This window comes from Bacillus sp. EU52 (genome assembly GCF_037964975.1).
In the GTDB taxonomy this organism is placed as follows: Bacteria; Bacillota; Bacilli; order Bacillales; family Bacillaceae; genus Bacillus; species Bacillus subtilis.
On sequence record NZ_CP150177.1, the window covers coordinates 1,387,437 to 1,409,481 of the forward strand.

Genomic DNA, 22,045 nt, shown 5'->3' on the forward strand with positions numbered 1-22,045 from the left:
ATTAGAGGTATTATATCATTGTTTCTTCTTCTTTAATAAGAAAAAATAACCAAAAAAATTAGAAAAAGGTGTTGGCAAGCTTACATTTTAAAAAAGAAGAGAAATATTGGAAAGATTTTTATTGACATTTTGGTCTTTGTTTATTAATGTTTCTCTGTAACGGTTTCTAAAAGGATGATTGAGACATGACAGAAAAATCACTGAAGTTATTTATCGTGCTGTCGCGCGCGTATCGGTCTATTAACGATCATATGAATAAGCATATTCATAAGCATGGGCTGAATCCGACTGAATTTGCTGTGCTAGAGCTTTTGTACCATAAAGGCGATCAGCCGCTGCAGCAGATAGGAGATAAAATTCTCTTGGCTAGCGGGAGCATCACATACGTTGTAGATAAGCTGGAGCAAAAAGAACTTCTCATTCGGAAAGCGTCTCCTACAGACAGACGAGTGACATTTGCGCAAATTACTGAAAAAGGCATCGGTCTTTTGAACGATATTTTCCCTGATCACGCTGCTGAAATTGATGAAATGATCAGCGTATTAAGCGAAGAAGAGGTAGAGATGTGCACCGAAATGTTAAAAAGAGTAGGGTTAAACGCAAAACAGTTTCATAATAAGTAAAAAAAGGAAGCCTGATATGTCACAAGGCTTCCTTTTTTGCTATTTTTCATTTGTTTCCGCTGCGCCTCTCGGCAAAATGAGAACTTCAACCCGCCGGTTTTTGCTTCGGCCTTCCGCAGTTTTATTGGAAGCCACCGGTTTATACTCGCCATAACCCTTGGCGCTGAACACTTTTGCATCGAGCTTGGGGTTTTCAATCAGGAGCCCCATAAAGTTTACCGCTCTCATGACGCTTAAATGCCAGTTTGATTGGAATTCAGAATTTTTAATTGGCATATTATCAGTATGTCCGCTGATAATGATATTTCTTGGCGGGTTAATCACAAGAAGATTTGAAATCTCTTTTGCAAGCGGCACATCTTCCTTACGGATGGTCGCTTTTCCAGAATCAAAGAAGATGCTGTCTTTAATCGTAATTAGAAGGCCTTCACTAGTCATCTTCGTCTCCAGCTGATGTTCCAGCTTTTTATCTTTGATGAACTTTTCCACCTGGCTCTTCACATTTTCAAGTTCTTCTTGATCAGCTGCTTTTTCTTTTTCTTTTTTGTTTTTCTCTTTCTCTTCTTTTTCCTTTTTTACTTCATCGACGCCGTCTGACTCGTTTTCAGGAGGAGTGACACTGGAGTAGTCCAGTACACCGGTTCCGCCTGTAAAAACTTCATTAAATGATTTTGAGAGCATTTGAAACTTAGCTGCGTCAATCGAGCTGCTCGCGTACAGCACAATAAACAATGCCAGGAGAAGAGTAAGGATGTCGGCGTAAGGAACGAGCCATGATTCATCAACGTGCTCGTCCTCATGCTTCTTCTTCTTTTTTCTCGCCATTTTGCGCCTCTCCTTGTTCTGCAAATTTCAAGCGGTCCTTCGCAGGAAGATACATTAAAAGCTTTTGTTCGATGACTTTCGGTGCTTGTCCTTCTAAAACGGATAAAACACCTTCAATCATGACCTCACGCAGTTTTACTTCTTGTTTTGATTTTCGTTTTAATTTATTTGCGAAAGGATGCCATAACACATACCCTGTAAAGATACCGAGAAGTGTGGCAACAAAGGCGGCACTGATGGCGTGTCCAAGCTCATCTGTGTTATCCATATGAGAGAGAGCGGCAATCAGCCCGATTACAGCGCCGAGTACTCCAAGTGTCGGAGCGTACGTTCCTGCTTGTGTAAAAATAGCGGCTCCGGCTTGGTGCCTGTCCTCCATTGCTTCGACTTCCTCTGTCATAATATCTCTTATAAATTCCGCGCTTTGCCCGTCAACAGCCATGCTGAGCCCGTTTTTCAAGAAAGCATCATCTACATCCTCAATGCTTGCTTCTAAAGCAAGCAGACCTTCGCGGCGTGCAAGCTGAGCCCATTCAGAGAACATAGGAATGAGTTCCTCTATTGTGAGCTGTTTATTTTCCTTAAATAACACTCGAAACAGCGCAGGCACTTTTTTAATTTCTTTTGTTGGGAACGCAATAACGACTGCTGATATTGTCCCGGCGATAATAATTAAAATGGCAGCGGGGTTTGCAAGGGCGCTGAAACTGACGCCTTTCAGAACCATCCCGACGCTCAATGCCACAAAAGCAAGAATAATACCGATTAACGAAGTTTTATCCATAGTTTTTCACCAAATCCTTTTTTACTAGCTTGTCTATGGTTAATATCGGTTTTGGTGCCCGGAACTTTAGGGAGATTGTGAATTTGTTCATGAAATATTCAAGGAAGAGGCATAGAAGGGAGAAATAAACAAAAACGGGCTCTCCAAAATTGAAAAGCCCGGGTGTCTACTGAAATTAGCAGCTTGCTTGCAAGCTGTCCTTCAGATGGTATTCATATAATAGTAGAAATACATATTCACTGTATATAAACATGTTCCATCCCTCCTTAAAAAAAGTGTAAAGGATGAAGGGAAATAGCGCTTCAGGGGAAGGGACGGTATTTTCTAAGTCAAGAGTATGAAAGCATAAAAAAAGCGGCTTCCTAAAAGGAAACCGCTGATTGTTATTTCGCTCGCACTTTGATTTTATCATCTTCTAAAATCACGTGAAAACTTGTGATCTCGCCATTATCAAGCAGCAGATCAGTCATTTCATCCTCAACCCATTCTTGGATGGTTCTTCTTAGCGGACGTGCACCGAATGAAGGGTGGTAGCCCAGCTCAGCGATTTTTTCTTTCGCTTCATCTGTCACATTCAAGCTAATGCCCCGTTCAGCCAATGTTTCTTCAAGTTCTCCAAGAAGAAGGCTGACGATTTTGACAAGATGTTCTTTTTCCAATGAGCGGAACTCAATAATGCTGTCAAAACGGTTGAGGAACTCAGGTTTAAAGAACATGCTCAGTGAATCAATCAATGTTTGTTCTTCGATGACACTGTCATCTGATTGGAAACCGACTTTCGTTTGTTTCTCCCCAGCACCCGCATTACTTGTCATGATGATCACAGTGTCTTTGAAGCTTACGGTTCTGCCTTGGCTGTCTGTCAGACGGCCATCTTCCATAATTTGCAGGAACATATGCTGAACGTCTGGGTGTGCTTTTTCAATCTCATCCAGCAACACAATACTGTAAGGATTGCGGCGCACTTTCTCAGTTAATTGTCCAGCTTCCTCATGGCCGACATATCCAGGCGGTGAACCGATAATTTTAGATACGGCGTGTTTCTCCATGTATTCGCTCATATCGAGTCGGATAATAGCGTCTTTTGTGCCGAATAATTCATCTGCCAGTGTTTTAGAAAGCTCTGTTTTCCCTACGCCGGTAGGACCGACGAAGAGGAAGGAGCCGACTGGTCTGTTTTTGGATTTTAAACCGGCGCGGCTTCGTCTTACCGCCTTTGCCACTTTTTGAACAGCGGCTGCTTGTCCAATCACGCGTTCATGAAGTTTTGCTTCGAGTTCTTTCATTTTCGTTTGTTCGTCTGCCTGCAGTTTGCCGACAGGGATGCCTGTTTTTTGTTCAACAATTTCCTGAATGTGCTCAGCTTCCACAGTGACAGCAGTATGAGCGGAGGAGCTGTTCAGTTTTTTCTCCAATGCGAGTTCTTCATCACGGAGTTTTGCAGCCAGTTCGTAATTTTCTTCTTCCAGGGCTTTTGTTTTTTCGGCTTCAATTGCAGTTAAGCGTTCAGCGGCATCCTCATCATTCAGTTCATCAATTAACAGGTTGGCTTTTGAACCTGCTTCATCTAATAAATCAATTGCTTTATCCGGCAGGTGTCTGTCCTGAATGTAGCGGGATGATAAAGTGACACACGCTTTGATTGCTTCATCACTGAATGTTACGCCATGGTACGCCTCGTATTTATCTTTAATCCCTTGCAGAATGAGGATAGCCTGTTCAATTGAAGGCTCCTGCACCATGACAGGCTGAAAACGTCTTTCCAGCGCGGCATCTTTTTCGATTTGACGATATTCTTTCAGTGTTGTCGCGCCAATGACTTGCAGTTCGCCTCTGGCTAGGGCCGGTTTGAGAATGTTGCCGGCGTCCATTGATCCTTCTGCAGAGCCTGCGCCAACGAGAAGGTGAATTTCATCAATGAACAGAATGACATTTTTTCGTTCCTTCAACTCAGTGATCAGCTGTTTCATTCTCTCCTCAAATTGGCCTCTGATCCCTGTGTTTGCAACAAGGGATGCAACATCAAGCAAATATAGCTCTTTGTTTTTCAGTTTGTTTGGAACATCGCCTTCAGCAATTTTTAAAGCGAGCCCTTCAGCGATGGCAGTTTTCCCTACACCCGGCTCACCAATAAGAACCGGATTGTTTTTGTTGCGGCGGTTTAGAATTTCGATCACTCGCGCCACTTCATCATCACGGCCGATGACGGGGTCAATGAGACCGGCTTTAGCACCGTTTGTAATATTTTGAGCCAGCTCATCAAGCAGCCCTTTTTTTCCGCGTTGTTTTGCTGCGCTCTGTTCTTTCGGCTGGAATGCCTGTTCAAACGGAAATCCGAAAGATTGAGGACCCATACTCATTGAAGGTTTACGGGTCAGTTCGTTATAGCAAGTTTCACAAAGAACCATCTGTTTATGAACGGAATTTATTTGCATGTTAAGGCGAATCGTCGCCTCGTTTTGATGACAATGTTGACAACGCATTTGCCAAAACCTCCTTAATAATTTGACCTTCTTTGACTATTAGTATACGGCAAACTTAGCGGCATTCAAACCAATATGCTCAAAGCAGACTGAATATTTGACTATCTTTGACCAATTGATTTTAAAAAAAGGCCGGTTTGTTTGACCAACTTTGATTAATAGTATACTCTGACTATCTTTGACTTTCAAGTCTTATGCACAAAAATTTTTGATTTGTTACAAAGTAAAACATGTTTTCTTCGTCTTTTCAAGGAACTTGTCTCATAGGTTATAAAAAGGCATATATGGACAAAACTGCGGTTCGTTCGGAGGGAAGAAATGGAACAATCAAAAGGGTCTGCAAGTCAGCTTGCTTTTGTGTATGTCGGCACAGTAGTCGGAGCTGGATTTGCGACTGGGAGGGAAATTGTTGAGTTTTTTCTGAAGTTCGGCTGGTTCGGTTTTTTCGGCATTCTCGTCAGCGGCGGAATGTTTACGTTACTGGGGGCCAAGCTGATGATCATTTCAAAGCGAATCAATGCCAAGTCATATCAAGAAATGAACATATTTTTGTTCGGGGCGACGGCTGGGCGGATTATCAATGTATTTATGCTGTTTGTTCTCCTTGGAGTTACATCTGTTATGCTTTCAGGGGCAGGGGCGCTTTTTGAGGAACAGCTGGGGATGTCCGCTCAGATTGGGATGCTCATTACAATCGGTCTGAGTTTAATTGTGATGACTAGAGGAGTAAAAGGCATTTTCGGTGTCAATGTGTTTGTTGTTCCTCTTTTAATCATCTTTTCAATGATTGTGGTGGCCGACTCTTTTATATTCAGCGAATCACGAAACGCAGCTCAGTGGGTCTGGCCGCATCGCTGGGATTGGCTGTTATCAGCAGTTTCTTACGGGGCTTTAAATTTATCGCTTGCCCAAGCTGTTTTGGTTCCGCTGGCGAATGAAATGTCATCGGAGAAAGTGATAAAAAAAGGCGCTTTAATCGGAGGCACGATGCTGACGATTGTGCTGTCCGCGAGTTTTCTGTCTTTGTCGACTCTTCCGGATGTATTTTTGTATGATATACCGATGGCGCAAGTGGTTTATCTCTTTGCACGATCTGTCCATTTGATTTATTTACTCATTATTTTCGGAGAAGTGTTCACATCAGTTATCGGTAATCTATATGGATTAGAAAAACAAGTGCAAAGCTTTCTTCCAGTGAAAAGCAAATATATCTTTGCAGCCATTATGATCACGGCTTATATTACGAGCCAAATAGGGTACGGCAGGCTTATTTCAACGATTTATCCCTTGTTTGGCTATGTGAGCCTGGCCTTCATAGGCGCTTTGCTTTGCAAAAAAGCTCCTCGGCGGCGCAGTTTATAAATATATATAATGAAACGAACCGTCACTATAGAGCGATAATTGATCTAGGAACCGGGGACTGACTTTTTTATTGTCAAGAAAAACATCATTATGGTAAGATAGCAGAAGTGAAAAAATTGAAGAAAATCCGTGCGATATGCGGGAGAGGTTCTAGCTACACCCTCTATAAAAAACTAAGGACGAGCTGTATCCTTGGATACGGCCTTTTTTATGTTTTTCTAGAGCACCTTCCGAAAAAAGGTGTTTTTTTGCGTGAATTAGCTGTAGCGATATCTCTCGCCGACGTTTTTATTGCGGAGAAGGAGAGGAATCATGAAAAAAGAAAAAGCAATTGTCGTATTTAGCGGCGGTCAAGACAGTACAACATGCTTACTGTGGGCCTTAAAAGAATTCGAAGAAGTCGAAACGGTGACTTTTCATTATAATCAGCGACATTCGCAGGAAATTGAAGTGGCAAAATCCATTGCGGAAAAGCTTGGTGTGAAAAATCATTTGCTTGATATGTCACTTTTAAATCAGCTTGCACCGAATGCCCTGACTAGAAATGATATTGAGATAGAAGTAAAAGACGGCGAACTGCCATCCACATTCGTTCCAGGCCGCAATTTGGTATTCTTATCCTTTGCGTCTATCCTGGCTTACCAAATTGGCGCGCGCCACATTATTACAGGAGTTTGCGAGACAGACTTCAGCGGTTATCCTGACTGCCGTGACGAATTCGTGAAATCTTGCAATGTCACGGTAAATCTGGCAATGGAGAAGCCGTTTGTGATCCACACGCCTCTCATGTGGCTCAATAAGGCGGAAACGTGGAAGCTTGCAGATGAGCTTGGCGCGCTGGATTTTGTGAAAAACAACACGCTAACATGCTATAACGGCATCATCGCAGACGGCTGCGGCGAATGTCCGGCATGTCACCTTCGTTCAAAAGGTTATGAAGAATATATGGTGATGAAAGGAGAGCGTGCATAAATTGTTATCTCAAATTTATCCGCAGGCCCAGCATCCTTATTCGTTTGAACTGAATAAGGACATGCATATCTCAGCCGCTCATTTTATCCCTCGGGAAAGTGCGGGAGCGTGCAGCAGGGTTCACGGGCATACGTATACCGTAAATATAACCGTTGCCGGCGACGAACTTGACGATTCAGGCTTTCTTGTCAATTTCAGCGTACTCAAAAAACTGGTGCACGGAAACTATGATCACACGCTATTAAATGATCATGAAGATTTTTCTCAGGACGACCGGTATTCGCTGCCGACAACTGAAGTCGTGGCGAAAACGATTTATGACAACGTACAGGCTTATTTAGACACTTTGGAGAATAAGCCGACCTGTGTACAGGTGTTTGTCCGTGAAACACCGACAAGCTACTGTGTCTACCGTCCGAAAAAGGGTGGTTTGAATGGCTAAAGGAATTCCTGTATTAGAAATTTTCGGCCCGACGATTCAAGGAGAAGGCATGGTGATCGGACAGAAAACGATGTTCGTCCGGACAGCCGGCTGCGATTATTCCTGCAGCTGGTGTGACTCCGCTTTCACTTGGGACGGGTCTGCTAAAAAAGATATTCGCTGGATGACGGCGGAGGAGATTTTTGCGGAGCTTAAGGACATTGGGGGAGACGCGTTTTCTCATGTGACGATCTCAGGCGGCAACCCGGCTCTGTTAAAACAGCTGGATGCTTTTATTGAACTGCTGAAGGAAAATAACATCCGTGCAGCGCTTGAAACTCAAGGGACCGTTTATCAGGATTGGTTTACGCTGATTGATGACCTGACAATTTCTCCAAAACCGCCAAGCTCAAAAATGGTAACGAACTTTCAAAAGCTTGACCACATTTTAACTTCACTTCAAGAGAATGATAGACAGCATGCTGTCAGCTTGAAGGTTGTCATCTTTAATGATGAAGATCTGGAATTTGCCAAAACTGTGCACAAGCGGTATCCGGGAATCCCGTTTTATTTACAAGTCGGAAATGATGACGTGCATACGACAGATGATCAGTCACTGATTGCACATTTGCTTGGAAAATATGAAGCGCTTGTTGATAAGGTAGCTGTCGATGCGGAGCTGAATCTCGTCAGAGTGCTCCCGCAGCTGCACACCCTGTTATGGGGCAACAAACGCGGAGTATAATAGAAAGGAAGATGAACATGACGACAAGAAAAGAATCAGAATTAGAAGGTGTAACATTGCTAGGCAATCAAGGTACAAATTATTTGTTCGAATATGCACCGGACGTGCTGGAATCCTTCCCGAATAAACATGTAAACCGTGATTACTTTGTAAAATTCAATTGCCCGGAATTCACATCTTTATGTCCTAAAACAGGCCAGCCTGACTTTGCGACAATCTACATCAGCTACATTCCTGATGAAAAAATGGTTGAAAGCAAATCATTAAAGCTGTATCTATTCAGCTTCAGAAACCATGGTGACTTCCACGAGGACTGCATGAATATCATCATGAACGACTTGATTGAATTAATGGACCCGCGCTACATTGAAGTATGGGGCAAATTCACGCCAAGAGGCGGAATTTCCATTGATCCGTACACAAACTACGGAAAGCCGGGCACGAAGTATGAGAAAATGGCCGAGTACCGTATGATGAATCATGATTTGTATCCGGAGACGATTGATAATCGCTAATCATTCCGTTGTGTGATACGGAGTGTGAAGCGAAATGTGGTCACAGTAAAATCCGAACATTTAGCGTTAATTTTCAGCGGAAATGTGACCTGGTCACAGCGAAGGGTGACCCGAAGTGACCGGAGTGTGACCCGCACTAAGCTCAATAAAAGTGGGAAAAGTCACACCTGAAAATGGCTCTACTCATGGGAATTGTATTAAAAAGTGTGACCTGAGGTGCAACCTGAACTGTGACTTTTATGCAGTGAAAAATTGATAGTACAGAAGCAGATTAAGGCGTACAATTTGTACGTCTTTTCTTTTTTATCCGAAAGAAAATATGCCTATCTAGAGATCATAGGCATTAAATATTATTATCAATATCTTCATTTATTTTTTGGCTAAGTTTCTGAACCTTCTCTTTAACATTTGAAACAGCTCTTTTTTGAATTTCATCAAAGTTCTCCTGAATATAGTCGATGACACTTCTTATTAGAACTTCACTTTCAAAATTGAATATCTCATTTATTTCTGACTGTTCTTCATCTGTTAGGTGATGGTATTGAAGTTGTTTAGCATTTACTTCAGCAGCTACATCAATCCTAACTTAGTTGTTCTGGTTGTACAATTTCATATTCACCTTCTGTATACTTTTGCTCCGCATAATGGCTTCCCCATTGACAGAGCTCCTGCAAGATAGGTTTAAGAGATTCTCCAAGTTCAGTGGATGAATATTCAACCTTCGGTGGCACTTGATTATACATCTTTCTGCTCACAAGTCCACTGTCTTCAAGCTCTCTAAGTGTTTGAATCAGCATTTTCTGAGTTATATTTGGGATAATGCGCTTTAATTCACTCGTTCTCTTTGGTCCATTCATTAAAAAGTATAATACAAGGCCTTTCCATTTTCCGCCAATAACTTCCTTTGTCACTTCAAACCCACAACTAAATTTTTTTTTCATGTCTAAAGCTCTCCATTCCACATTTATTACTTTTTAGTTACTATATCACAAAAAAGTGGGTACTTCCGATAATGTGCTTACTGAAGGATACTATATCTTGTAAGTTGTTCTTCAAGTACTTAAAGGTACTAGACATAAAATAATATTAATTCTAAAGGAGTGTTAAGTATGGGTAAATTTGAAGGTAAAATAGCGCTTGTAACGGGTGGAACAAGTGGGATTGGTCTTGCTACGGCACAAAAATTTGTAAACGAAGGTGCATATGTTTATATCACGGGACGTAGACAAAACGAACTTGATAAAGCTGTTAACCAAATTGGCAAGAACGTAACCGGTGTTCAAGGTGATATTTCTAAGCTTGAAGACTTAGACAAACTATATGACATTATAAAGCAGGAAAAAGGTAAGTTGGACATTCTTTTTGCTAATGCAGGCATCGGCAACTTCCTTCCATTAGGTGAAATTACTGAAGAGCAGGTTGATAGAACGTTCAACATTAACGTTAAAGGAACCATCTTTACTGTTCAAAAAGCATTATCACTATTCCCAGACAAAGTAGGTTCTATTATTGTAACGGGCTCTACTGCTGGATCAATTGGCAACCCGGCGTTTAGTGTATATGGAGCATCTAAAGCAGCATTAAGAGCACTGGTTCGCAACTGGATTCTTGACCTAAAAGGTACTGAAATCCGTGTAAATGTGGTTAGTCCAGGAGTTATTCTTACACCTGCCTACGATGAGCTTTTTGGTGATGCACTTGAAGAGGTACTGGAAAATAGCAGAAATACTGTTCCAGCTGGAAAAGTTGGGACACCTGAAGAAGTAGCAAACGCTGTATCTTTCCTTGCTTCAGACGAAAGCAGTTACTTGACGGGTGTTGAATTGTTCGTAGATGGCGGGCTAGCACAGGTATAATTTCACTGCGCAGAGATTACAAATAGTCCCCAAAAAAGGTTAATGGGGATTTACTTGAAGAAGTCGTATAAAAAAGTCGTTTTCCTTAAAGGACAGGGAATTCGACTTTTTTATGTTTGAATTTGATTAACGTTGTAAATTCGCATTTTCCTGGGGCTACTACTAAATGACCTGTAAAAAAGATTACACTGTGAATAAATGTACTTAAAGTAACGGGGGCTCTTGACTTTTAATAAAAAATAATATCCCTGTCCTTGTATTCTAATACTTTTAAAAATATTTAAAGGAATCCTTATGTCCTGAATAACCACATAGGAAAATATGTTGTAGGTTGCTTTCTTTTTTTGTGGGGCATCCCACACAAGCTATCACGTGATCTCACACCTGAACGTTTTTTATAGACTAGTACCGCGACAAGTTATATTACATATACATACCAATAAAGTAGACATTAAAAAGTGAAAGAGAGGATGGAAATGTGTGAAAATTCTTTTCCTTGAGAGTCATCCCATGTGGCTCTATGGTTTACCGAATGGGTTTAGGGAAGCAGGACATACCGTAATGATTTCCGGTCCTGTAAGTCGGGAAAATATCACTGAAATGATAGACGAATTTAAACCAGATCTAATAGTATCTATGGGATGGACACCAGAGCATTCAAGGGAAAAGCAGGCCTGGATTCGCAACGCTACTAAAAAGGTGAATATCCCTCTCGTTTATTGGGCTACTGAAGACCCGCTGCACACTCAAAACTTTACTATCCCGTTAATTAAAAAGATGAAACCGGATTTTGTTTTCACGGTTACGCCTTCTCTGTGTAAAACTTATGAAAGCATGGGGATTAAAGCAGCTCACTTAGACTTTGCATTTCACGAAAGTATACATCACCAGATTAAACCATTAGCGAAATACAGTTGTGATATAGCAGTGGTGGCTAATGCTTACCCTAATTTTCTTGAAGAACATCCGGAAGTGTTCCGTTCGTCCTCTTTAAAAACGCTTATTCGTCCTCTTATACGGAAAGGTATTCGCATTGATTTTTGGGGGAGAAACTGGGAAAAAATGAGTAAATATATAGGAAGAGAAATTCCCCCCAATTGGATCCATGGATACCTTGATTATACTGAAGCATATAAAGTTTACAGTTCAGCAAAAGTCGTTATCGGTTTGCAAAACTGTGAAAGCCAACTTACGCAACGCACCTATGAGATTCTTGGTTCCGGGGGGTTTTTATTGACATCGGATACACCAGCAGTTCGAGGTAAATTCAAACCTGGCCGCGATCTCATCGTTTCTTCCTCCCCAAAAGAAACTTTGGAAAAGGTTAAATACTATTTGAATCATGATAGCGAGAGAAAAAAGATTCAGATAAACGGTAAAAAGGCTGTAAAGAATGATTCCTATCGGCATAGAGCCGAGAGAATGCTTGAGGTGCTAAAAAGCAGAGGAATCATAAGAAACTTAGGGGAAACCATTCATTATGTAGATGTTCTCAAAGAAAAATACGTGATCCATCATGTTACTCCCGGTGAAACATTATCAATAATTGCCAGGAAGTATAATGTTTCCCTGCAGCAACTCATGGAGCTTAATCATTTCAAATCAGATCAAATATATGCTGGACAAATCATTAAGATTAGAGAGAAACGGTTTAGAAATATTAATAACAAATTTTTCTAAAGGAGAGTAATATGAATGAAGGGGAAAATACCTAAAATAAGAAATCAAGCGAATAAAGTAAAAAGAACGCCTCGTTATATGGAATTTCCCGTGACATACGAAGTATATCATGTGGAATCCGGCGATACATTATGGACGATTGCCAAATCCTTTAAAATTCCGGTACAACAACTTATGAATCTTAATAAGCTTTCTTCAGATAGAATTTATCCTGGACAAATTATAAAGATAAGAGAAAGATAATCTTTGAGGTTTCGGAAACGAATCAAATTGAAATGACAATCCTCATTTTTTTATTTGTGGGGAACTTGATATTTTTGGGGATGAAGGGGTTATGAGATGTTTCAAATGAGCTATTTCTATTCTGGATTAGGATGGGATTTTATTCAACACGTTGATCAAACGAACGGAGTATTAAATGTTGTGTCTCCTGATTTTTTCTATATCAGAAAAGATGGATCATTACTTCTCCGTTCAGCTAATCCCGATGTGATTAAAGCTCTTCATAGAAGAAAATTAAAAGTAGTTCCTTTTCTAAGCAATCATTGGGATCAGGATTTGGGACGATTTGCATTAATGAACCGAGTTCTTTTAGCTAAACAAATTTCTCATGCAATAGAAGAACTGGATTTGGACGGAGTTAATATCGATATAGAAAACCTTACAGAAAAAGATCGGAATCTATTTACAGATTTTATTAGATTAGTAAGGGAAAGTATTCCTAAACATAAAGAAGTATCAGTTGCAGTGGCGGCAAATCCTTTTGGCTGGACGAAGGGCTGGCACGGATCATATGATTACGAGTATTTAGCTAAATATGCAGATTATCTTATGGTTATGGCCTATGATGAAAGCCGCCTTGCTGGGCCTACCGCAAGTGTAGGATGGGTGGAAAAGTCCATTCAATATGTTCTGACCCAAAAAATCTCTCCTCAAAAACTAGTTTTAGGATTGCCATTCTATGGCCGCTGCTGGATGGAAGGCCAATCTGCCTCTCAAGCCATTCCCCTTTACCTTGTTGACTCATTAGTAAAAAGGCATAGCGGAACAATTATTTTTGACACCAAGAGTCAATCTCCAAAAGCTATTTTTACTGTCAATCACGATAACAAGGGGCCGTTGCCTTCGGGAACATATACATTATGGTTTGAAAATGAACAGTCACTCAGAGCAAAAATAAAACTCGCTCAAAAATATAATCTGAAAGGTCTTGGCAGCTGGAGTCTTGGACAAGAAGATGCGTCAGTCTGGAATACAGTGTTTAAAAATATATAATGATTTATAGTTCAGAACAAAATTCGAAGATAATTGCAATGAATCTCTAAATGGACATACTGAAAGGAGTTTATTACGAGTGTGGGTAAAACAGTGTGGGCATTCCATAGGCCCTTCTCCCGAAATGTTCTATACGAGGCATTACATTGGGCTTGAAATCCCCATTCAAACTTATGTTATAGTATGCATTTCAAGTAATTACGGATGTGTTGAATTTATTCTGCTTCCATGATTTAAGTCATACACATGCTACCTTAATAGCAGGATTATTGCATTTCATTCAGAATTGTTCAGGATCGATATGGAAGCGCACGAATAACTAGAACTTTAAAAGCATACACTCATATACTTCCTGAATGGATGCTGGTTTATCTAAAAAACATGATGAGAATTGATTGACCGCTCTCATTAAAGGATGGGGAAATTCAAGGCGCCAAGGTACGCATGGTGAAACATGACTTGTTGATAATCGACCATATAGTTTCTCCTTAGAAATGAGGGGGTTTTTACATAAAAAAGACGAGCGAATCCGGGGGGAATTCCACTCGCCGCTTTCTAATGAAAAGACGGGATGCTGGATGGCAGCTCGTCTGTTTTATTATAATTTAACGAACGTATGTTTGTAAAGGTGTCTTTTCGAATGAATTGGTTCATATAACCGTTAAGAACATATTCATTGTAAACATTCGCTAAGGTATGCTAAGATGCATGGACTATAAAGGAGTGATATGAAGTGAAGACATTGCGGTTAAACAATGTAACGTTAGAAATGGCTGCATATCAAGAGGAGAGCGAGCCGAAGCGAAAAATTGCATTTACCTTAAACGTTACGAATGAGACTTACCATGATATCGCTGTCCTGTTGTATGAAAAAACGTTTAATGTCGAGGTTCCGGAACGCGGTCTTGCCTTCCGGGGGAAAATGACAAATTATTCAACATCATTGACCAACCTGTACGAACCGGGGGCCGTCAGCGAGTTCTATATAGAAATAACGGAAATAGACAAAAACGCCGATTCATGATCGGTGTTTTTTATGTAAAAAAGCTGCCGGCCGGCAGCTTTTGAGAAAGCGAATTTCATATGTAAGGTGTTAAATTGTCCGTCTTGCAGTTTTTGAATAAATGTGGAAATAAGGAGGTTTTAATAGGAGTCTCTGATGATCTTATAATTTTTATGATTAACAACTGTCAATGAATCTAACTCAAGATCCCGATAGTTATCCATGATCGTCACATCAACGATAACAGAATTCTCATTTACTTTTTCTACAACACCGGTTAATCCGTTTTTAAATTCAATGACATTCCCAACCTTAGCGATTTTCACAAGCTTCCTCTCCTTTAAACATAATAATGCCTTTTGAAAGTATTTTGCAGTATTTTCATTGAGAAGTAAAGCGATAAGGAGTTTTATCTCCCTTATGAATTGTTCTGTCGCTATAAAGATGATATATTAATTTTCGTCAATAGAAAGAAAAGGGGGGAATTTTTGTTGCGTCCCGAAGAAATAACAGAAATGATTGAACAGCTGCGCACCGGCGCCATAAATGAACTGAGAATCCAGAAAGAGCATTTTCTTGATTTCAGGGCCGTGTTATCTAAACAAGATGATTTTAAACATTTCCGAGGAATTGCCCAGCAAGGCGGAGATGTTATCTTTCAATACTTAGAACAGCCAAGAAGCTGAAGGTTTCTCATACGTGAGAAGCCTTTTTATCATATATGACAGAATACAAGCCTTTTATTACAGCTGTCTGTAACAGGTGTAAATAAAATGTAAAGTGTCAAAGATGGATAAACATGTTTTAATTTGACAATATTTATAGAATTTCAGACTGTTTTTTTGCCATTAAGCAGTGAGTCATCCTCTTTATTCCATCCTGATACCTCCTTGGGAGAGTTGGAAAATCTTTTTCCGTGAAAATGAATGGATCTCTTGTTAAGGTTATGAAGTGTTTTTTGGAGCACTTTAAGGAGGAAACTGTATGACAACGAAATTCACTGCTCTGGCTGTTTTTCTTCTTTGTTTCATGCCTGCAGCCAAAATTGAGCATACACAAGCTTCACTACTGAGCACAAAGAAGACAAAACATGAAGAAGCGAAATGGCTTACACATATAGATCGAAATACGAATGAATCTTTCCCTTCACTGTCTGCTGATAAAGACAAGAAAATAAAACCGATTAAGCTATCAGCACACACTGAAAAGAAAGAGAAAGATAAACCGAACAAAACAAATGATGAGAAAGAAACATATACACAGTCTGAAAAAGAGTTGCTGTCCCGTCTCGTTCACGCAGAGGCCAAAGGAGAATCATATAAAGGCAAGGTCGCTGTAGCAAGCGTTGTACTGAACAGAACGGAGAAAAAAGGTTTTCCTGATACGATAAGAGGAGTTATTTATCAGAAAAACGCCTTTGAACCGGTCGCAAACGGGAGCATTAACCAAAAGCCTGATAAAGAATCGATTGAAGCTGCCGAAGAAGCGCTGTCCTCAAAAAATAGAGAAACAGATGCCATATTCTTTTATAATCCGAAAACAGCGTCAGATAATTGGATTCGTTCAAGAAAAATCGTAGAAAAAATCGGCAGACACGTTTTTGCCGTCTAAGCATAGAAGAGACAATTTGTCTCAGCTGTGCTTTTTTTCATATAAAGAGTAAAAATAAAATAATTTTTGAACTTGTCTCATATGATGTTGGTAGTACAAGAGACAAGGAGAGACATCATGAATCGATTTGTGAAAGGGATCATTCTTTTATCCATTGCCGCCTTTTTCGCTGAATGCCTTGAATTTGTCGTCAATATGATTTTGGCGCGGGAGCTTGGCGAGCATGGGATGGGGCTTTACATGAGTATTTTGCCCACGATCTTTTTAATTATTGTCATCGCGAGCCTGGAACTGCCGATATCCATTTCTAAATTCATTGCCGAGTCAAATCCTAAGCTTCATGAAAGCATGCTGAGGCACGCTTTCAGAATGACAGCCATTTTTACTGCTTTTTCTACTGCCGCCGCTAGTATTGCGCTTCCGTTTATACCGGTATTTGATACATACCACCCGTTTATTAAAGGGATTGTCATCGGCTTAATTCCTGTTGTCGCCTTTACTTCAATCGCCAGGGGCTACTTTATGGGTGTGCAGAAAATGGGGAAGATCGCAATTGCCAATGTGCTGAAAAAAATCATCCAGCTCTTGTGCTTATTCCTCTTTTTTCAATGGTACTCATTTGAATTGGACATGGCTGTGCTGGTTTCCTTGTTTGTTCTAGTCGTGAGTGATGTGGTCGTGCTTGTTTATTTATATTCACAATTTATCATGGCAAGGCGGGCGTTATCCGGCCAGCAGCACATTCATTTGCGCGGAAAGGATGTAAGGAAAAGACTGCTTGCTGTTTCAATTCCTACAACAGGACTGCGCATTTTTCATGCGGTTGTCAATGCAATTGAACCCTTTTTAGTAAAAGGAGCTCTTTTGGCTGCGGGCGTTGCCGGGACAGCGGCGATCGATCAATACGGAATGCTGGCAGGAGTGGCTGTGACGATAGGGTCGTTCCCTGCTTTTATTGCCCATTCGTTAATGGTCGTCATGATACCGAGTATTTCGGAAGCTTATGCACTTTCTCAGTATGACATCGTGTTAAAAAGGCTGAAACAGTCGATTTTCATTACATTAGGTTACGGTATACCTGCCGTCTGGGTCATGTTCCAGTTTGCGGGACCTCTCACACATTTGTTTTTTCACTCTCCTGAAGCGCAGTATTACTTGCAGCTGTTGTGGCCTTACTTTCTCTTTCATCTGTTTGTCATGCCGCTGCAGGCGTGCTTAATCGGGATGGGTTTTGTGAAAGAGGCTTTTTATCACAATGTATGGAGCCATATCATTGCGCTAAGTATGATGTATGTACTGGGATCAATGGAGAATCTGCAAATGCTCGGGATTATCCTTGGAATGAACACTGGCATGATTCTTTTGACGAGCCTGCACTATGCCACGATCTGCAAAGCATTGAAGGTATCCGTATTCCTTACGGGAGGGACCAGAACGCCGCGAATTGAAGGATGATATAGGAACTGCAGGGGCAAGCTAATTGAAAAGCATGAAAGGAAGATTCCATGTTGACGAAGCGCTTGCTTACTATATACATTATGTTATTAGGGTTGATTGCATGGTTTCCATGTGCGGCACAAGCTGAGGAAAAACAGCCTGCTGTTCCCGCTGTTTTTCTTATGAAAACGATAGAAGGGGAGGACATCTCGATTCCGAATAAAGGGCAAAAAACAATTCTCCATTTTTGGACGTCATGGTGTCCGCCCTGCAAAAAGGAGCTTCCCCAGTTTCAATCGTTTTATGATGCCCATCCATCCGACAGTGTAAAGCTGGTAACGGTGAATTTAGTGAATTCGGAACAAAATCAGCAAGTCGTTGAAGACTTTATTAAAGCAAACAAGCTGACGTTTCCGATTGTCCTTGACTCAAAAGGGGAATTGATGAAGGAGTATCATATCATTACGATCCCAACATCATTTTTGCTGAATGAAAAGGGAGAAATTGAAAAAACAAAAATTGGCCCGATGACAGCGGAACAACTGAAGGAATGGACGGAAGAATAGCTGAGAGCATAGACTCTCAGCTTTTTTCATATAGAGAAGAAGTGAATAAACATTAATGATAATTATTATCAAAAAGAAATTAAAATAATTATAATTGAAATTCTCTTCGTGCGTGCTATAATAAAGGAAGACATCAAGAAATAACTGACGATAAAGCTGCCTTTTGGGCAGCGATTTTGTTTTTATAAGAGAAATGAAGATGATTTACGTTCTCAATTAGAGAGGAGAATTCGATATGAATGAACAAGTTATCGTTCAACGCGACCCGCATGAGCCATTGAAAACAGACAAGAGGGAAAAAAACTGGGCACAGCACGCGGAGCTTATTGCAGCACTTGTATCAGGCGCTCTTATTTTGGCAGGCTGGCTCTTATCCGGATATCAGGTATTATCCATAATACTTTTCTTGCTGGCTTTTGTGATCGGCGGATTTGCTAAAGCAAAGGAAGGAATCGAAGAAACACTCGAATCCAAAACGCTGAATGTAGAACTTTTAATGATTTTCGCTGCCGTTGGTTCCGCCTTGATCGGATACTGGGCAGAGGGTGCTATTTTAATATTTATTTTTTCCTTAAGCGGAGCTTTAGAAACATACACGATGAATAAAAGCAGCAGAGATTTAACGTCTTTAATGCAGCTTGAGCCTGAAGAAGCGACATTGATGGTCAATGGTGAAACCAAAAGAGTTCCGGTTTCAGACTTGCAGGCCGGTGATATGATTGTGATCAAACCTGGAGAACGCGTAGCGGCAGACGGTATCATTGAATCGGGCTCGACAAGTCTTGACGAGTCGGCTTTAACAGGTGAATCAATGCCTGTAGAAAAAAACAGAGGCGACGCTGTATTCACAGGAACGGTGAATCGCAATGGCTCCTTGACTGTCCGTGTCACGAAAGCAAATGAAGATTCGTTATTCAGAAAAATTATCAAACTGGTTGAATCAGCGCAAAATAGTGTTTCACCCGCGCAGGCTTTCATCGAACGATTTGAAAATGCTTATGTGAAAGGTGTGCTAATTGCGGTGGCGCTCCTTTTATTCGTCCCGCACTTTGCGCTGGGCTGGAGCTGGAGTGAAACCTTCTACCGCGCAATGGTGTTTATGGTTGTCGCGTCACCTTGTGCGCTTGTCGCCTCTATTATGCCAGCGGCGCTGTCCCTGATTTCAAATGGCGCCCGCAACGGTATGCTTGTGAAAGGAAGCGTCTTTCTTGAACAGCTGGGCTCAGTGCAAATGATCGCCTTTGATAAAACCGGCACTGTAACAAAAGGCCAGCCTGCCGTAGAGACGATCAGAATAGCAGAAGGATTCAGTGAAGCGGAAGTTCTTGAGGCTGTCTATGCCATCGAAACGCAATCAAGCCATCCGCTCGCCCAAGCCATAACGGCGTTCGCTGAAAGCCGCGGCGTGAATCAGTCCAGCTACATATCTATAGAAGAAACCTCAGGGTTTGGCGTTATGGCAGAAGTGTCGGGTGCGAAATGGAAGGTCGGTAAAGCAGGTTTTATCGGCGAGGAAATGGCAGCACAATTTTTGAAACAAACAGCATCAGATGTCATTCAAAGCGGTCATACAATTGTATTTGTGAAAAAGGATGATCAAATAGCAGGCTGTATCGCACTGAAGGACCAAATCAGGCCTGAAGCAAAAGAGGTCATGGAAGAACTGAACCGACTTGGGATTAAAACGGCCATGCTGACAGGAGATCACGAAGACACGGCTCAAGCGATTGCCAAGGAAGCCGGCATGACAACTGTCGTAGCAGAATGCCTGCCTGACCAAAAAGTGAATGAAATCAAACGGTTAAAAGAAGAATTCGGAACGATTGCAATGGTGGGTGACGGAATCAATGATGCGCCGGCACTCAAAGCGGCGGATGTCGGCATTGCGATGGGCGGCGGAACAGATGTAGCACTTGAAACCGCTGATATGGTCCTCATGAAAAACGATTTGAAAAAGCTCGTAAACATGTGCCGCTTGTCTCGGAAAATGAACAAGATCATCAAACAAAATATCGTGTTTTCTCTAGCTGTAATCTGCCTGCTGATTTGTGCAAACTTTTTGCAGGTGATGGAATTGCCATTTGGCGTGATTGGTCATGAGGGCAGCACGATTTTGGTCATACTAAACGGTTTAAGACTCCTAAAATAAAACCAGCAGCCCTAATCAGGCTGCTGGTTTTTTATGTATCAAGCTTTCCCTTCATTTTTGTCTTTTTCAGATCTTTTCATAACCAGGATGAGAGCGAGGATGCAGCAAAGGAAACCCGCTGCACAGCCTATGATAGAGCTGTAATAATAAAAGCCCACCATCTTCATCCCGATAAAAGGAGCGGAAATTCCCAAAACTGTTAAGAGCATAACTGCTTTTCGTCTGAAAAAATTCATCAGCAAACGGAACAACCCCCCTGCGATTGAACGTTACTGTCAGTATACAGGAAGAGGAGCAGGAAATAAAATGCATTAGAAAATGAAGGCGTCGTGAAAGGCAAACACCGGTAAAACCTGTTACAATGGAAGACAGAACAATGCATTGCAAATGGCAGGGAGGAACAAGAAGTGAATAGAATACAACGCGTCTCTTCATGGCTGAAGGAAGCGGGGCATACTGCCGCATTTATTCATACAAAAGAAAATGTTTTTTACTTAACTGGTTTTTACACAGAGCCGCATGAAAGATTAATGGGGTTATTTATTTTTCAAGAAGAGGAGCCTTTCTTTGTTTGTCCAGGAATGGAAGCAGGACAGGCCCGCAACGCAGGCTGGAATCATGAAATCATTGGCTATGCGGATCACGAAAATCCGTGGGAGCTGATAGAGAAGGCCTTGAATAAGCGAAATATCAGCATACATACGCTTGCGGTAGAAAAGGATTCAATCTCGCTATCACGTGCAGAACAGCTGAAGCATGCGACTGGCGGGGCTCAATTTGTTTCAGCAGAAGAAACACTCAATCAATTTCGCCTGATTAAAGATGACAATGAGATTCGTTTGCTGAAAGAGGCGGCAAAGCTTGCAGATTACGGTGTTGAAGTCGGCACAGCCGCTTTGCGTGAAGGCATCAGTGAAGTGGAAGTGCTCGCTCAAATTGAGTATGAGCTGAAGAAAAAAGGAATTCAGGGCATGTCTTTCTCTACAATGGTTTTATTCGGAGAAAAATCTGGCCAGCCTCATGGAAATCCTGGTACAGCCACGTTGAAGAAAGGTGATTTTGTATTATTTGATCTCGGTGTTATTCTTGACGGCTATTGCTCTGATATTACAAGAACGTTTGCTTACAAAACCATCAATCCGAAGCAGGAGGCCATTTACGAGACTGTGCTTCAAGCGGAAAAAGCCGCGATTGAGGCAAGCAAACCCGGTGTGAGAATCGGAGATCTGGATTTAACTGCCCGCGGAATCATTGAAAAAGCGGGATACGGTGATTATTTTCCTCACCGGCTTGGGCATGGACTCGGAATTTCTGTCCATGAGTATCCATCAATGAGCCAGGCCAACGATACACTGCTGCAGGAAGGCATGGTCTACACGATCGAACCGGGGATTTATGTGCCTGAGATCGGCGGCGTGCGCATTGAGGATGACGTTCACGTAACAAAGGACGGAGCAGTTGCTCTGACCCAATATCCAAAGGAGTTAATCATACTGCCGTAATAGAAATAAAAAAGGACTTTGTTCTCGACATCGTCCTTTTTTATCTGCATTAAATAAAAAAATCATCAAATGTTCGAAAGGGTTTAATTTCATGTTTTTGGTTGAGAGGTTTTACAGCAAGACAGCTGCCACCGAGAACAGTGAGACATAACCCAATTAAAATGAAGAAACCCATGTGATCTTCTCCTTTCAGCTTAAAACACAAAAAGATATCTGGTACGTCCATATCATATTGT

23 protein-coding genes and 1 riboswitch are annotated in these 22,045 nt (G+C 41.3%); of the genes, 17 read left to right on the forward strand and 6 right to left on the reverse strand.

From position 1 onward, the window contains the following. The first annotated feature begins 185 nt into the window (after positions 1-185). On the forward strand, positions 186-623 hold the full coding sequence (gene mhqR, locus NSU05_RS07280) for a MarR family transcriptional regulator MhqR (protein ID WP_003232475.1): 438 nt from the start codon (positions 186-188) through the stop codon (positions 621-623). Between the two features lie 39 nt (positions 624-662). Here the strand turns inward: mhqR and motB are convergent, their stop codons facing one another. The 3 genes from motB to clpE form a co-directional block, all read right to left on the reverse strand. Beyond that, positions 663-1,448: a flagellar motor protein MotB gene (gene motB, locus NSU05_RS07285; protein ID WP_038428876.1), complete on the reverse strand. Its 786-nt coding sequence runs from the start codon at positions 1,446-1,448 to the stop codon at positions 663-665. Continuing rightward, positions 1,420-2,232 carry a flagellar motor stator protein MotA gene (gene motA, locus NSU05_RS07290; RefSeq protein WP_003238984.1) on the reverse strand — a complete coding sequence of 271 codons (813 nt, stop codon included), beginning with the start codon at positions 2,230-2,232 and terminating at the stop codon, positions 1,420-1,422. Before motA ends, motB begins: the two co-directional genes overlap by 29 nt. Before the next feature lie 383 nt (positions 2,233-2,615). Continuing rightward, the gene (clpE, locus tag NSU05_RS07295) at positions 2,616-4,715 is read right to left on the reverse strand and encodes an ATP-dependent protease ATP-binding subunit ClpE (RefSeq protein WP_076457777.1); all 2,100 of its coding nucleotides are present in this window, start codon (positions 4,713-4,715) and stop codon (positions 2,616-2,618) included. A 318-nt stretch (positions 4,716-5,033) separates the two neighbouring features. Here clpE and NSU05_RS07300 point away from each other — a divergent pair, with 318 nt between their 5' ends. The 5 genes from NSU05_RS07300 to queF all read left to right on the forward strand — a co-directional run bounded on the left by NSU05_RS07300 (position 5,034) and on the right by queF (position 8,730). Further along, positions 5,034-6,077 carry a hypothetical protein gene (locus NSU05_RS07300; protein ID WP_003244712.1) on the forward strand — a complete coding sequence of 348 codons (1,044 nt, stop codon included), beginning with the start codon at positions 5,034-5,036 and terminating at the stop codon, positions 6,075-6,077. A 138-nt stretch (positions 6,078-6,215) separates the two neighbouring features. Continuing rightward, positions 6,216-6,260: riboswitch (PreQ1 riboswitch) on the forward strand. A 129-nt stretch (positions 6,261-6,389) separates the two neighbouring features. Continuing rightward, positions 6,390-7,049: a 7-cyano-7-deazaguanine synthase QueC gene (gene queC, locus NSU05_RS07305; RefSeq protein WP_021479407.1), complete on the forward strand. Its 660-nt coding sequence runs from the start codon at positions 6,390-6,392 to the stop codon at positions 7,047-7,049. After that, entirely contained in the window at positions 7,042-7,491 is a 450-nt protein-coding gene (gene queD, locus NSU05_RS07310) for a 6-carboxytetrahydropterin synthase QueD (protein ID WP_003232462.1), read from the forward strand. The genes queC and queD overlap by 8 nt, the downstream gene beginning before the upstream one ends. Beyond that, positions 7,484-8,215 carry a 7-carboxy-7-deazaguanine synthase QueE gene (queE, locus tag NSU05_RS07315; protein WP_003232460.1) on the forward strand — a complete coding sequence of 244 codons (732 nt, stop codon included), beginning with the start codon at positions 7,484-7,486 and terminating at the stop codon, positions 8,213-8,215. The genes queD and queE overlap by 8 nt, the downstream gene beginning before the upstream one ends. A gap of 17 nt (positions 8,216-8,232) precedes the next feature. Continuing rightward, positions 8,233-8,730 carry a preQ(1) synthase gene (queF, locus tag NSU05_RS07320; RefSeq protein WP_003218613.1) on the forward strand — a complete coding sequence of 166 codons (498 nt, stop codon included), beginning with the start codon at positions 8,233-8,235 and terminating at the stop codon, positions 8,728-8,730. A gap of 581 nt (positions 8,731-9,311) precedes the next feature. Here queF and NSU05_RS07325 read toward each other — a convergent pair. Further along, entirely contained in the window at positions 9,312-9,671 is a 360-nt protein-coding gene (locus tag NSU05_RS07325) for a winged helix-turn-helix transcriptional regulator (RefSeq protein WP_038428878.1), read from the reverse strand. 168 nt (positions 9,672-9,839) lie between these two features. Here NSU05_RS07325 and NSU05_RS07330 point away from each other — a divergent pair, with 168 nt between their 5' ends. The 5 genes from NSU05_RS07330 (at position 9,840) to NSU05_RS07350 (ending at position 14,565) form a co-directional block, all read left to right on the forward strand. After that, positions 9,840-10,586 carry a glucose 1-dehydrogenase gene (locus NSU05_RS07330; RefSeq protein WP_038428879.1) on the forward strand — a complete coding sequence of 249 codons (747 nt, stop codon included), beginning with the start codon at positions 9,840-9,842 and terminating at the stop codon, positions 10,584-10,586. A 480-nt stretch (positions 10,587-11,066) separates the two neighbouring features. Beyond that, positions 11,067-12,266, forward strand: coding sequence for a spore protein YkvP (gene ykvP, locus NSU05_RS07335; protein WP_032721438.1), 1,200 nt, complete (start codon positions 11,067-11,069; stop codon positions 12,264-12,266). Between the two features lie 15 nt (positions 12,267-12,281). Then, positions 12,282-12,509, forward strand: coding sequence for a LysM peptidoglycan-binding domain-containing protein (locus NSU05_RS07340; RefSeq protein ID WP_017695061.1), 228 nt, complete (start codon positions 12,282-12,284; stop codon positions 12,507-12,509). A 96-nt stretch (positions 12,510-12,605) separates the two neighbouring features. Further along, the gene (locus NSU05_RS07345; protein WP_038428881.1) at positions 12,606-13,541 is read left to right on the forward strand and encodes a glycosyl hydrolase family 18 protein; all 936 of its coding nucleotides are present in this window, start codon (positions 12,606-12,608) and stop codon (positions 13,539-13,541) included. 733 nt (positions 13,542-14,274) lie between these two features. Beyond that, positions 14,275-14,565 (forward strand): YkvR family protein, encoded by a 291-nt coding sequence (locus NSU05_RS07350; RefSeq protein ID WP_038428883.1) that lies wholly within the window; start codon positions 14,275-14,277, stop codon positions 14,563-14,565. A gap of 119 nt (positions 14,566-14,684) precedes the next feature. Here NSU05_RS07350 and NSU05_RS07355 read toward each other — a convergent pair whose 3' ends face one another. Continuing rightward, complete coding sequence (locus NSU05_RS07355) at positions 14,685-14,870, reverse strand: YkvS family protein (RefSeq protein WP_003232446.1); 186 nt, start codon at positions 14,868-14,870, stop codon at positions 14,685-14,687. A gap of 165 nt (positions 14,871-15,035) precedes the next feature. Here NSU05_RS07355 and NSU05_RS07360 point away from each other — a divergent pair, with 165 nt between their 5' ends. The 5 genes from NSU05_RS07360 to pfeT all read left to right on the forward strand — a co-directional run bounded on the left by NSU05_RS07360 (position 15,036) and on the right by pfeT (position 20,307). Further along, on the forward strand, positions 15,036-15,230 hold the full coding sequence (locus tag NSU05_RS07360; RefSeq protein WP_038428884.1) for a hypothetical protein: 195 nt from the start codon (positions 15,036-15,038) through the stop codon (positions 15,228-15,230). 298 nt (positions 15,231-15,528) lie between these two features. Continuing rightward, positions 15,529-16,155 carry a cell wall hydrolase gene (locus NSU05_RS07365; RefSeq protein WP_038428885.1) on the forward strand — a complete coding sequence of 209 codons (627 nt, stop codon included), beginning with the start codon at positions 15,529-15,531 and terminating at the stop codon, positions 16,153-16,155. A 117-nt stretch (positions 16,156-16,272) separates the two neighbouring features. Further along, on the forward strand, positions 16,273-17,610 hold the full coding sequence (gene ykvU, locus NSU05_RS07370; RefSeq protein ID WP_038428886.1) for a sporulation protein YkvU: 1,338 nt from the start codon (positions 16,273-16,275) through the stop codon (positions 17,608-17,610). Positions 17,611-17,660: 50 nt separating this feature from the next. After that, positions 17,661-18,158: a sporulation thiol-disulfide oxidoreductase StoA gene (gene stoA / locus NSU05_RS07375; protein ID WP_014479641.1), complete on the forward strand. Its 498-nt coding sequence runs from the start codon at positions 17,661-17,663 to the stop codon at positions 18,156-18,158. A 235-nt stretch (positions 18,159-18,393) separates the two neighbouring features. Further along, positions 18,394-20,307: a metal-transporting ATPase PfeT gene (gene pfeT / locus NSU05_RS07380; protein WP_038428887.1), complete on the forward strand. Its 1,914-nt coding sequence runs from the start codon at positions 18,394-18,396 to the stop codon at positions 20,305-20,307. Between the two features lie 38 nt (positions 20,308-20,345). Here the strand turns inward: pfeT and NSU05_RS07385 are convergent, their stop codons facing one another. Next, positions 20,346-20,549 (reverse strand): hypothetical protein, encoded by a 204-nt coding sequence (locus tag NSU05_RS07385; RefSeq protein WP_015715796.1) that lies wholly within the window; start codon positions 20,547-20,549, stop codon positions 20,346-20,348. A 165-nt stretch (positions 20,550-20,714) separates the two neighbouring features. Here NSU05_RS07385 and papB point away from each other — a divergent pair, with 165 nt between their 5' ends. Next, complete coding sequence (gene papB, locus NSU05_RS07390; protein ID WP_038428888.1) at positions 20,715-21,809, forward strand: di/tri-peptidase; 1,095 nt, start codon at positions 20,715-20,717, stop codon at positions 21,807-21,809. The last annotated feature ends 236 nt before the right edge of the window (positions 21,810-22,045 follow it).

Coding starts and splice junctions, on each gene's coding strand:
- mhqR (WP_003232475.1), top strand. CDS start 186: ATGACAGAAAAATCACTGAAGTTATTTATCGTGCTGTCGCGCGCGTAT.
- motB (WP_038428876.1), bottom strand. CDS start 1,448: ATGGCGAGAAAAAAGAAGAAGAAGCATGAGGACGAGCACGTTGATGAA.
- motA (WP_003238984.1), bottom strand. CDS start 2,232: ATGGATAAAACTTCGTTAATCGGTATTATTCTTGCTTTTGTGGCATTG.
- clpE (WP_076457777.1), bottom strand. CDS start 4,715: ATGCGTTGTCAACATTGTCATCAAAACGAGGCGACGATTCGCCTTAAC.
- NSU05_RS07300 (WP_003244712.1), top strand. CDS start 5,034: ATGGAACAATCAAAAGGGTCTGCAAGTCAGCTTGCTTTTGTGTATGTC.
- queC (WP_021479407.1), top strand. CDS start 6,390: ATGAAAAAAGAAAAAGCAATTGTCGTATTTAGCGGCGGTCAAGACAGT.
- queE (WP_003232460.1), top strand. CDS start 7,484: ATGGCTAAAGGAATTCCTGTATTAGAAATTTTCGGCCCGACGATTCAA.
- queF (WP_003218613.1), top strand. CDS start 8,233: ATGACGACAAGAAAAGAATCAGAATTAGAAGGTGTAACATTGCTAGGC.
- NSU05_RS07325 (WP_038428878.1), bottom strand. CDS start 9,671: ATGAAAAAAAAATTTAGTTGTGGGTTTGAAGTGACAAAGGAAGTTATT.
- NSU05_RS07330 (WP_038428879.1), top strand. CDS start 9,840: ATGGGTAAATTTGAAGGTAAAATAGCGCTTGTAACGGGTGGAACAAGT.
- NSU05_RS07340 (WP_017695061.1), top strand. CDS start 12,282: ATGAAGGGGAAAATACCTAAAATAAGAAATCAAGCGAATAAAGTAAAA.
- NSU05_RS07345 (WP_038428881.1), top strand. CDS start 12,606: ATGTTTCAAATGAGCTATTTCTATTCTGGATTAGGATGGGATTTTATT.
- NSU05_RS07365 (WP_038428885.1), top strand. CDS start 15,529: ATGACAACGAAATTCACTGCTCTGGCTGTTTTTCTTCTTTGTTTCATG.
- ykvU (WP_038428886.1), top strand. CDS start 16,273: ATGAATCGATTTGTGAAAGGGATCATTCTTTTATCCATTGCCGCCTTT.
- stoA (WP_014479641.1), top strand. CDS start 17,661: ATGTTGACGAAGCGCTTGCTTACTATATACATTATGTTATTAGGGTTG.
- pfeT (WP_038428887.1), top strand. CDS start 18,394: ATGAATGAACAAGTTATCGTTCAACGCGACCCGCATGAGCCATTGAAA.